The following is a 9,909-nucleotide window of genomic DNA, read 5'->3' on the forward strand; positions in this document are numbered from 1 at the left end:
GATCGGTTCTTAATCGGCGGACAATGGGTGGCGCCCGAGGGTACCGATCGAATTAGCGTGCAGTATTGGGTTGCTTTGGCGCAGCGCTACTTCGAACCGCGTAATCCGCGTAATCCGTGAAAAGCGCCGTGCTCACCTTCCTGGTGGCACGGCGCTCATTGCAGTGACCGCGCCTCCCGCCCTTCTAAAAATCAGCGACCTTGCCCCATGCCGAGTGGGCAAATCTGCCAGGCCGATACGGGATAGGGTCGACGATCGGCGTCGCACCGGTGGCCAAATCCGCAATCAGATGTCCAGCGCCGGGCCCGATCCCGAACCCGTGACCGGAAAAGCCCGCAGCCAGAATCAATCCGGGCACGCCCGGCACTTCGCCGATACCCGGCACGCCGTCGGGTGTGCTGTCGACGAAACCTGCCCACGCGTGTGTGATTTTCGCTTTGCCAAGTTCGGGCAGCAGTTCGATGGCGCGGCGGTGCGTTTCCCTCACGGTGGGCATATCGGGTTTCGGGTCCAGGATGCGTACCCGCTCCATGGGTGTAGGTGCGTCGAGTTGCCACCGCTTCAGCGTCTCATGACCGCCGCGCACGCCTTCCAGTCCGCCGGGAAGAAGGCTGCGCCAACGCTTGGCGAACATGGGCACGAATTGCGGGGCGAATCGCAGGAACTGCGGCGTCACATCCACGCGCGCCCGTCCGCTGATCGCCAGTGCATAGCGTCCGTCGTTTCGGCGGGTGATCGATACGCCGGAAGTGAACAAGGCATCCGGCAAGGGATGCTCGACAGGCGACACGCTAAGGATAGATTGGCGGATCGACGCCTGGGGAAAGCGGATGCCGAGCTGGCGGCAGAATGCGGATGCCCACGCGCCGCCGGCAAGCACGACTGTCCGGGTCTTGATGACTCCGGCTTCCGTGACGACGCCGCAGACTCGGCCGCCCTCCAGCTCGACGCCGCGCGCCGCGCAGTGTTGCGTAACGCTGCCCCCTAGCTTCATGAGTGCGGTTGCCACGGCGGGCGCGGCTTTCGCGGGGTCCGCCGTGCCGTCACTGGGCGAGAAGACGCCGCCTTTCCAGGCTCGCCCCGTCGCCTTCCCGCGCTCGGCGGCCTGCTTGCTATCGAGCAAGTAGGTCGTCACGCCCGCCGTCTTCGCAAAGTCGCCCCAACTCGCCCAACGGGCCAGCTCCGCGTCGTCATTGCTCAGATACAACAGCCCGCAGCGATGAAACCCCGTGTCCTCACCGGATTCGACGGCAAATCGTTCCCACAAATCAAGGCTCTTGCTTGCGATCGGCAATTCACGCTCGTCGCGGTTTTGCTGTCGGCACCAGCCCCAATTGCGGCTCGACTGCTCGGCGCCAATCCTTCCCTTCTCGACCAAGGCGACTGAAACGCCGCGCTGGGCCATGTAATAGGCAGCAAAGACACCGATGATGCCGCCTCCGATCACGACCACGTCGGCGGCGGCAGGCAGCGTGGGCGAAGTTTGAATGTGGGTCAGCGGAGGGGACATGATCAATTTCGTTCGACTTGAGCCTGGACGGTTTGCGTAACGTAGAACTTCGCCACGCGTTCGCTGCTTTCCCATCCGATCGACGCACCCTGTGGCACGAAGAGCGCGTCGCCAGCGCCGAGCGACAGCACGCTGCCGTCAGGCGCGGCGAATCGCACGCCGCCGGCCAGGAGATGCATGAACTCGTTGACGCGATGCGAGCGAACGATCCGATGGTAAGGCGTTGAATCCCACGTACCTGCTTTGTACTGCGCGTCGTCGTCGGCGAACACGTTATCGCTGCGGCATTCGGGAGCCGGGCCCAGCAGTACCTCTGCTGGAAGCGTTGCGGATGGCTTGAAGTCGGCTTCCGCGCTCAACGGGACGAGGCCTGTCTTCGTCGGCCTCTTGCTAGCCGCGGCGCAGAACACGAAAAGCGCGCGCGATTCCGCCCTGAAGCGAAGCGCAGTACCCCTGCCGATCACCGCACCCTCTTGCGGGCCCAGCACCAGCGGCGCCATGCCGGCCGCTTCGAGTGTGAGCGAGCCTTCCATGACGACGATGGTTTCGATGTGGGGAAAACTCGCCACGTCGAGCTCGCCGATGAAGCTGACACGGCCCGCGGCCATCGAGTCCGGTCCTTCCCAAGCGATCTCGCGATGGCGTACGAATGGATCGTTATGGCCAAAACCTCCTCTGCGGAAGGAGGTCGAAACAGGCGCACCTTCGATGCGGTGCAATACGAATGCTGTGGTCACTTCTGCTCCTATGAATTGCGCGGATGATGATTCGTGCATGCAATTATGCGGCGCGAACCTCTCCGGATGATTAACCCTCCAACAAGCGGACGTTAAATATCGATTAATGCAGAAACGCCTGTCGGGGGACTGCTGGACTACCGAGACTTCTGCGCGGGCAACGTGCTCGCGTCAGGCCGTTTGCCGATGACCGGACACGTTCATGTGGCCGTTCATCGGCGATCACAGATCACAGTGCCGCAAGCACCGTATCCAACTCCGTCAACAGGCGGTCGGCATCGTTAGCGCCAAAGACCAGCGGCGGCCGAATCTTCAGCACACTCGCGTCCGGCCCCGTCGCGGAAATCAGCACGCGCCGCTGGCGCAAGCCGTTGACGATCTTGAGCGCCGTCGCGATGTCGGTGTCCTTTTTCGTGCGATCACGCACGATCTCGACGCCGAAATACAGGCCCGTGCCGCGCACGTCGCCGATGCATTCGTATTTCCTTGCCAGTGCGTTCAAGCCCTCGAGCAGGATGGCGCCGACCCGTTGCGCGTTGTCGAGCACGTGCTCGTCGCGCAGCACATCGAGCGTGGCCTGCGCGGCCGCGATCGCGACCGAATTGCCGCCGAAGGTGTTGAAGTAGCGCATGTCCTGACCGAAGCCGGCGACGACCTCGGGGCGCACGACCAGGCCCGCCACCGGATAGCCGTTGCCCATCGGTTTGCCGAGCGTAACAATGTCGGGCACGACGCCATGGCGCTCATGCCCCCACATATGCGTACCGCTGCGCCCGAAGCCGGACTGCACCTCGTCCGCGATGAACAGCCCGCCGGCGCGGCGCACCACCTCGGCTACCGGTGCGAGTACATCGGTCGGGTGGGCGAATACGCCATCCGACGAGAAGAACGAATCGGCGATGAACGCCGCCAGACCGCCGCCGTGACGGCGGATGTCCTCGATTTGCATCTCAACCTGTGCGGCCATGCGCTGACCGATCTCCGACGGCGTCATTCTGTACGAGTCGGGAGCCGGTACCGTGCGCACGTAGGGGCCCAGCAAGGCCCTGCGGCCCAGCGACGGCGAAAAGCTCGAGGTGAGATGCGAGTTGCCGTGATAGGCCTCGCTGGTCACGATCACGCCGGTCTTGCCGGTGTACTGCATCGCGATGCGCGTGGCCAGGTCGTTGGCCTCGGAGCCGGTGCAGGTGAACATCATCTGGCCTGCGCGGATCGACGTGTTGAACGTCGAGAGCAGGTCCTCGGCGTAGTCGAGGATCGGCTCCTGCATGTAGCGGGTATGCGTGCAGAGCGTCGAGAGCTGGCGGGTGACGGCGTCGACGATGCGCGGATTGGCATGACCGACGCAGACGACGTTGTTATAGGCATCGAGATAGTCGTTGCCCTGGTCGTCGTACAGATAGACCTTCTGGCCGCGCACGATTTTGACGGGCTCGGCGTAGAACAATCGATACGACGGACTGAGCAGCCGTAAGCGGCGCGCGATGTGCCGTTGCGTGCCGGCGTCGAGGTGGTCGAGCGACGACGGATCGAAGCCGTTCGGCATGTCGCCGCGCAGCGCGTCGTGGGGTTTGCTGGTACCGACGGCCTCGGTTTGAGCGGCCGGCTGCGACGTGGTGGTGGTATTCATAGGGCGGTCAGGATCGGTGAGGTGAGCGGTGCGATGGAAGAACTAGAGCAAGGCGTTGGAAACAGTCTCAGGGTCGCGCTGCATGAACCAGCGCAATTGCTCCCATCCCGGCTGTGTGAAACGCAGGATGTAGGCTTCGTTTTCCGGGAACAGCATGGCGCGCCATGAAGTCAGCAACGCTCGCGCCGCGACGCGCGCCATGGCCAGGTGCGGAATCAGGAGCAGTTCGTCGCGGCTGAGTTCGGCATGCGCGAGATAGCCGCGCAGCAGGTCGCGCGCGTCGGCGAACAGGTCGTGCGGGCCGTCGGCATCGAAGTCGAGCGGAAACTGGTTCATTACCGCCGTGGCGACGTCGATCGCTACTGCGGTGTGCACGGTGTCGCCGAAGTCGATGATGCCGCTGACGAAGTTCCGGCCGCCCGGATTCGCGACGATATTCGAGCGGTTGAAGTCGTTGTGTACGACCTGCGCGCGACAGTGCCGCAGGGCCGGCTCGATCGCGGCGAAGCGTGCGAACGCCTCCCTGATGAAGGCGCGATGCGAAGGATCGGCGATATGTGTTTGCAGCCCCGTTAGACTCGCCAGATGCTTGACGTCCCACGCGAGTACGCGGTGCTGGTGCGGATGGCGGAAACCGGCCATGGCCGCTTGCAGTCGAGCCAGCACCTCACCGATCTCGTAATGATCGACCGCGCTCCCGCGCAGCGCGTCCAGCGGCATGCCTTCGAGGTAGCTATAGAGCCTCGCCGTACGATACGGTTGCGGGGGCGACGCCACGGGTACGACGAATTGCCCGTCGATACCCGGCAGCACGCGCGGCACCGGCAAGTCCGGCGCGACGGCGGCAACATGGCGCATCGCGGCGACCTGCAGGTCGAGTTCTTCGGGCGCCTCGCCGGGGTTCGAGATTTTCAGTACGTATCGCGCGCCGTCGCTTGCGTCGATGCGGAACGTGTCGTCCTTCTCGGTCGCAAACCGTGTAGCCGCGCCGTCGATGCCGTAAATACGGCGCGTGATCGCGAGCGCATCGAATGTAGTCAAGCGTGAGAAGCCGACCGATAGGCCGCTCCCCAACAGGGTATCGAGCGCAACGGCGGACGTTGTGCATAAGCTTGCGGAAGTGCTGGGCGTGAACATGGGCAATGCGGCGCGAGAAGAGTGGACTGCAGTAGGGCAGGACGTTTCCGACGTGCTGTCGAGCTAGGACAGACGTCAGATCGGTCGCGCGATACGAATCCCTGGCCGCCGTCGAACACGGCGGTCAAGGAGGCGCGAATCGCTTACAGGCCAAGCTGCTCAGCCAATTCGACGATGCTCCTGACCGCCGTATAACCGTATTCCGGCGCTTCCGGCTCATGGCCGCGCAGCACGTGCGCCTTGTGCACGATGCCGAGATCGTGCGCGGTCATCAGGTCGTAGCGTGGGCTCGACGAGACGTGCAGGATTTCGTGAGTCTGCACGTCAAGTTTCTTGAACATGTATTCGAAGCCTTGCATGCGCGGCTTGTAGGCCTGGGCATCTTCGGCTGTGATGACGGCGTGAAACGGAGCCCCGAGCTTTTCGATGTTGCTCGCGATCTGCGCGTTGTCCGCGTTGGTCAGGCCAACCAGCTTGTATTTCTTCGCGAGGCGCGAGAGACCTTCCGGGACGTCCGGATGCGGGCCCCACGTCGGCACTGCCAGGTAGAACTTCTCGGCCTCGGCTTCGGCGAAGGGCACGCCCGTGCGTTCGCAGGTGCGGCGCACGGCGTTCAGGACGACCTGGCGGTAGGGTTTCCAGGCGCCGAGCACTTCGTCGCGGCGATAGGCGGCGAACAGCTTGACGAAGTTTTCCAGCGCGTCGCCGTGGAGGCGGTTCCCGTAGATTTCGCGCGCCATTTCGGCCATGCGAAAGTTGACGAGGGTGCCGTAGCAGTCGAACGTGATGAATTTCGGCTCGAAGTCGATCATGTCTTCAGTCTCGATGAGTGACGAATCCCAAGGGACTCTTGAATGAAAGGCTTGCCGCACACCACTTCGGGCAAGCACCGATGGAAATGTCGGTAGATCAAATTTAAACGGGAATGACTTCGCTACTACACCGAATTGATGACGGAAAAAAACAGGTTTTTACCCGTTGTTGAGGGGATTCACGGCAGTTCCTGCGGCGAGGAGCGACTCGATGCAAAATCAGGAACAAATAGCAGGATCGTCTTATCGTCGAGCGTGCGTGTCGGGCTACTATTGGGCTCGTGGAGTACGCCGAGGCGCTCGTATGGAGGCGCCTGACCGGAAGGAGGCAGGGCGGGGATGAAAACGGATTGCACACTCGACCGGCTGGACTTGCGCATTCTCGCCGAGCTGCAAATGCGCGGCCGCATGACCAACGTGGAACTGTCCGACGCTGTTGGACTGTCGCCCAGCCCATGCCTGACGCGCGTCAAGCGGCTCGAGACGGCCGGCTTCATCGCGGGTTACGGCGCGCTGTTGAAGATCGAGAAGCTCGGCGATGTCCAGATCGTGTTCGCCAAGATCACACTCGCGGATCACCGCCGCGAAGACTTCGTGCGTTTTATCGACGCCATTCGCGACATCGACGAGATCATGGAGTGCCATCACGCGACGGGCGGCTACGACTATCTGCTCAAATTCGTGACGCGCGACATCGCGCACTACCACAGCCTGATCGAGGGGCTGCTCGAGCGCGACATCGGGATCCAGACGCACTTCAGCTACGTGATCGTCGAATCGCCCATCGTCAGGAAGCGCTGTCGTCTCGAGGCCCTCTTTACCGCGAAGTGAGGCTGTCGTCGCAACTGACTGTCCGGCCGAACGGCGCATACCTATGCGCAGCGCGGCACATGTCAGGATAACCCACAAGAAATCATCGCTCCACCGGCCATGACCGCTGCCGAATGGCACGGCCGGCTCTCCGCTAGCGGCATCCCAAGCTCCAGCGCTCTTCGACATCGACCGTGCCTCGCTTCCGGACGGGGAGGCACGGCGGTTGCGTGGTGCTCGAAAAGAGGACGATGTTGCGTCGCCGACGCACCTCCCTCGACCTCATTTCGAAGAGGCAACATGGAAAAAATGACAGGCATAGCAGCCGCGTGCGGTTGCCAGGAGGCGCAAGAACCCGCTGCGAAGACCGGAGGCCGCGAGTGACCGCCCGCATTACATTCCCGCTCTCTTCCCGTCGAAACCGGTCATGACTCTCGACCAGCGTATTAGAAGCATGCGTAGAACCATGCGCCAAATGTTCGGTATCTCCCGGCTACGTGCCGGCCAGGAAGAGATCATCCGCAGCGTGCTCGAACGGCGCGACACGCTCGCCACGATGCCGACCGGCGCCGGCAAATCGCTGTGTTATCAGCTGCCCGCGCTGCATCTTGACGGCATGACCCTGGTCGTGTCGCCGCTCATCGCGCTCATGAAGGACCAGGCGGACAAACTTGCTGCGTCCGGCATCGATTGCACGGTTGTAAATAGCACGTTGCGCCGGCGCGCGGAGCGCGAAGCGCTGGAACGGATCGCGGGCGGGGAGGGTGGCATCGTATTTGTTACGCCGGAGCGCCTCACGCAGCCGGCTTTTATCGATATCTTGCGATCCCATGCCGATCGCCGCATTGGACTCGTGGTGGTCGACGAAGCACATTGCGTTTCGCATTGGGGCCACGACTTCCGCCCGGCCTTTCTCGAAATCGCGAGCGCGGTCAAAGCTATCGGCCGGCCGCCGGTACTTGCTCTGACCGCGACGGCCACCGCCGAGGTGCTGGACGACATCGTGCGCTCGTTGGGCTTGCGCGAGCCGCGAATCGTACGGACCGGTACGCTGCGTCAGAATCTGCGCTACCGGGTCGTGCAGGTCAGCACGGCGGGCGGCAAAGACGGTGCCACTCGCGCGATGGAAGCAAAACGCGAACAACTGCGCGAACTGACCCACTCCCTCGCGGGCACCGGCATTATCTACGCCGCGACTGTCGCGGATGTCGAGCGCATTTACGGCTGGCTCGTCGAGGCGGGCGAGTCGGTCTCGCGCTATCACGGCCGGCTGGCCACGAACGTGCGCGACGAAGCTCAGGAGCAGTTCATGTCCGGGGCGACGCGCTTGATGGTTGCCACCAACGCATTCGGCATGGGCATCGACAAAGCGGATATCCGCTTCGTGATTCACTATCAAATGCCCGGCAGCCTCGACGCGTATTACCAGGAAACGGGCCGCGCGGGCCGGGACGGTGAACCGGCCGACTGTGTGCTGCTGTTCGACCTCGGCGACAGGCGCATTCAGCAGTTTTTTCTGGCCGGCCGTTATCCGAGCGCCGAACTCGCACAGCGCGTGTACGACGCGCTGGCGGCGTGTTGCAAACAGAACGCGAAGGGCGCAACGCTCACGGCACTCAAACAAGCATTGGCCGATGTCGGAAGCGCCAAGCTGGAAGTCGCGCTGAACATGCTGGTGGACGCGCGTATTGCAGGGCGTGACCGGCAGCATCGCTACCGGCTACTCACGCAGCCAGCAGCGGACCAACCCGCCGATACGCCACGCGAACTCGTGGCAAAAGCCGCCGCGCGATTCGAGCAAATGAGCGCACACGACAAGGACACCTTGCAGAAGATGATCGACTACGCGCAGACCGGCCAATGTCGCTGGCGTGCAATTCTCGATTATTACGGCGATACGCCACAAATGGAGCGCTGCGGCGTGTGCGACAACTGCGTGAGCCCGCCGCAAATCGATGTGCGGTTCGACACGGACACTCTGACCTCCGACACATCGTCGCCCATAAAACCGCATGCATCTGAACCGCGCGAGCCGCATCGATGGGCGCCCGGTGATCCGGTTCGCGTGCCACGCTACGGGGTTGGTGAAGTTGCGCTGGCGAGCGGCGAGCAGGTCGCGGTGCAGTTTCCGGATGGCCGCACCCGCACCTTCATGTCGAACTATGTGCGAGCAGCGCGCCGTAGCCTGTCATAGCGCCACGCGGAGCCAAGCTACGTCAAACCATCACAAACTTTTAAACGGAGTATTCGATGAAGCCACTTACCCTGGAACAGTTCAAGACACAGTTGGCGGCGATGCTCCGTCGCATCCCTTATGGCACGAGTGCCGATTTGACGGACTATGCGATTGCCTTCTGGGATGGCGCCCGAGTGGTCTATGCATTCATTTCGGATGACGGCGGAACAGAGCAGATCGACGATGAATTCGAGTTGGGCGAATACGAATGGAGCCACTGGCATGAAGACTTTGCGAACTGGATCAGCGAGCCCGTGTTCAGTGTGAGGGCTGATCTCCACAACCGGCCCTCGGCAGCGCCGGTTGATACTGATGTACGGTAGACGACACTGTGCCGCGTGCGGAGGCACGCCGGGTGGACGGGCAGGAATCCAGATCACCCAACCAGCCGCTGATAAGCACTGAGGTGCCTCCTCGCAGCGCGTTTCTGCTTCGCATAGCAAGACGCCCAGATGATCGATGACCGTAATCTTACGGCGTTCAATTTCCGTGATGAGTTTATTGCAACCCCGATCTTCGTCAACGACGACCAGGTGGACGTGTCATTCACTTGGCGCGGACTCGTGAACGGACATAGCGATTCGCCGTTGGCAATGCTGATCGATCTATTAACAGAACGTACCAGTCGGCACTTCGGTTATCGCATCGTCCCCGAGACCGTTTAAATCCGGAAAGTGGCAGATTTTGTCAATCGATGGGCGGGTTTGGATACTGGACAAAGCCGTTTTGAGCGCTAGGATGCGACATCTGAGGCGTCAAGCGCAGGAGTCGATCTATCGCGCCGTGCGCCTGTTTTTGCTCAAACATAGTGAAAGGAGACACGCGATGAGTTACTCCGCGCCCATCAAGGACATGCTGTTCGTCATGAAGGAACTGGCCGGTCTCGAAGACGTCGCGACCTTGCCGGGCTTCGAAGACGCGAACCTCGAGACCGCGCAGGCCGTGCTCGAAGAGTCGGCGAAACTGTGCGGTGGCGTGCTGGCGCCGCTGAATGTCGAAGGCGATCGCAATCCGAGCAGCTGGAAAGACGGCGTGGT

The 9,909-nt window shown here is 62.3% G+C and carries 10 protein-coding genes; 5 read left to right on the forward strand and 5 right to left on the reverse strand.

What is annotated here, in order from left to right:
• Positions 1 to 184 precede the first annotated feature (184 nt).
• From B0G75_RS35830 to B0G75_RS35850, 5 genes are all read right to left on the reverse strand, one after another.
• A complete protein-coding gene (locus tag B0G75_RS35830; RefSeq protein ID WP_106314465.1) occupies positions 185 to 1,510 on the reverse strand; it encodes an FAD-binding oxidoreductase in 1,326 nt (441 codons plus the stop codon).
• A 2-nt stretch (positions 1,511 to 1,512) separates the two neighbouring features.
• On the reverse strand, positions 1,513 to 2,247 hold the full coding sequence (locus tag B0G75_RS35835; protein ID WP_106314466.1) for a cupin domain-containing protein: 735 nt from the start codon (positions 2,245 to 2,247) through the stop codon (positions 1,513 to 1,515).
• A 229-nt stretch (positions 2,248 to 2,476) separates the two neighbouring features.
• Positions 2,477 to 3,793, reverse strand: a complete 1,317-nt coding sequence (locus tag B0G75_RS35840; RefSeq protein WP_181309427.1) for an aspartate aminotransferase family protein — start codon at positions 3,791 to 3,793, stop codon at positions 2,477 to 2,479.
• A gap of 126 nt (positions 3,794 to 3,919) precedes the next feature.
• Positions 3,920 to 4,918 carry a phosphotransferase gene (locus tag B0G75_RS35845; RefSeq protein ID WP_219908314.1) on the reverse strand — a complete coding sequence of 333 codons (999 nt, stop codon included), beginning with the start codon at positions 4,916 to 4,918 and terminating at the stop codon, positions 3,920 to 3,922.
• A gap of 239 nt (positions 4,919 to 5,157) precedes the next feature.
• Entirely contained in the window at positions 5,158 to 5,826 is a 669-nt protein-coding gene (locus B0G75_RS35850) for a haloacid dehalogenase type II (protein ID WP_106314469.1), read from the reverse strand.
• A 339-nt stretch (positions 5,827 to 6,165) separates the two neighbouring features.
• Between B0G75_RS35850 and B0G75_RS35855 the strand changes: the two genes are divergently transcribed.
• From B0G75_RS35855 to B0G75_RS35875, 5 genes are all read left to right on the forward strand, one after another.
• Positions 6,166 to 6,657, forward strand: a complete 492-nt coding sequence (locus B0G75_RS35855; RefSeq protein WP_106314470.1) for an Lrp/AsnC family transcriptional regulator — start codon at positions 6,166 to 6,168, stop codon at positions 6,655 to 6,657.
• Positions 6,658 to 7,063: 406 nt separating this feature from the next.
• On the forward strand, positions 7,064 to 8,830 hold the full coding sequence (locus B0G75_RS35860; protein WP_106314471.1) for an ATP-dependent DNA helicase RecQ: 1,767 nt from the start codon (positions 7,064 to 7,066) through the stop codon (positions 8,828 to 8,830).
• A gap of 56 nt (positions 8,831 to 8,886) precedes the next feature.
• On the forward strand, positions 8,887 to 9,195 hold the full coding sequence (locus B0G75_RS35865; RefSeq protein ID WP_106314472.1) for a hypothetical protein: 309 nt from the start codon (positions 8,887 to 8,889) through the stop codon (positions 9,193 to 9,195).
• Between the two features lie 129 nt (positions 9,196 to 9,324).
• Positions 9,325 to 9,537, forward strand: a complete 213-nt coding sequence (locus tag B0G75_RS35870; protein ID WP_106314473.1) for a hypothetical protein — start codon at positions 9,325 to 9,327, stop codon at positions 9,535 to 9,537.
• A gap of 160 nt (positions 9,538 to 9,697) precedes the next feature.
• Positions 9,698 to 9,909, forward strand: a 212-nt coding sequence (locus B0G75_RS35875) for an acyl-CoA dehydrogenase N-terminal domain-containing protein (RefSeq protein ID WP_181309425.1), incomplete at its 3' end; no start/stop codon positions are given.

It is taken from the genome of Paraburkholderia sp. BL18I3N2 (assembly GCF_003001875.1).
Classification (GTDB): Bacteria; Pseudomonadota; Gammaproteobacteria; order Burkholderiales; family Burkholderiaceae; genus Paraburkholderia; species Paraburkholderia phytofirmans.

Excerpts from the sequence above, each read along its gene's own strand:
- B0G75_RS35870 (WP_106314473.1), top strand. The coding sequence starts at position 9,325 with ATGATCGATGACCGTAATCTTACGGCGTTCAATTTCCGTGATGAGTTT.
- B0G75_RS35840 (WP_181309427.1), bottom strand. The coding sequence starts at position 3,793 with ATGCCGAACGGCTTCGATCCGTCGTCGCTCGACCACCTCGACGCCGGC.
- B0G75_RS35850 (WP_106314469.1), bottom strand. The coding sequence starts at position 5,826 with ATGATCGACTTCGAGCCGAAATTCATCACGTTCGACTGCTACGGCACC.
- B0G75_RS35830 (WP_106314465.1), bottom strand. The coding sequence starts at position 1,510 with ATGTCCCCTCCGCTGACCCACATTCAAACTTCGCCCACGCTGCCTGCC.
- B0G75_RS35865 (WP_106314472.1), top strand. The coding sequence starts at position 8,887 with ATGAAGCCACTTACCCTGGAACAGTTCAAGACACAGTTGGCGGCGATG.
- B0G75_RS35860 (WP_106314471.1), top strand. The coding sequence starts at position 7,064 with ATGACTCTCGACCAGCGTATTAGAAGCATGCGTAGAACCATGCGCCAA.
- B0G75_RS35855 (WP_106314470.1), top strand. The coding sequence starts at position 6,166 with ATGAAAACGGATTGCACACTCGACCGGCTGGACTTGCGCATTCTCGCC.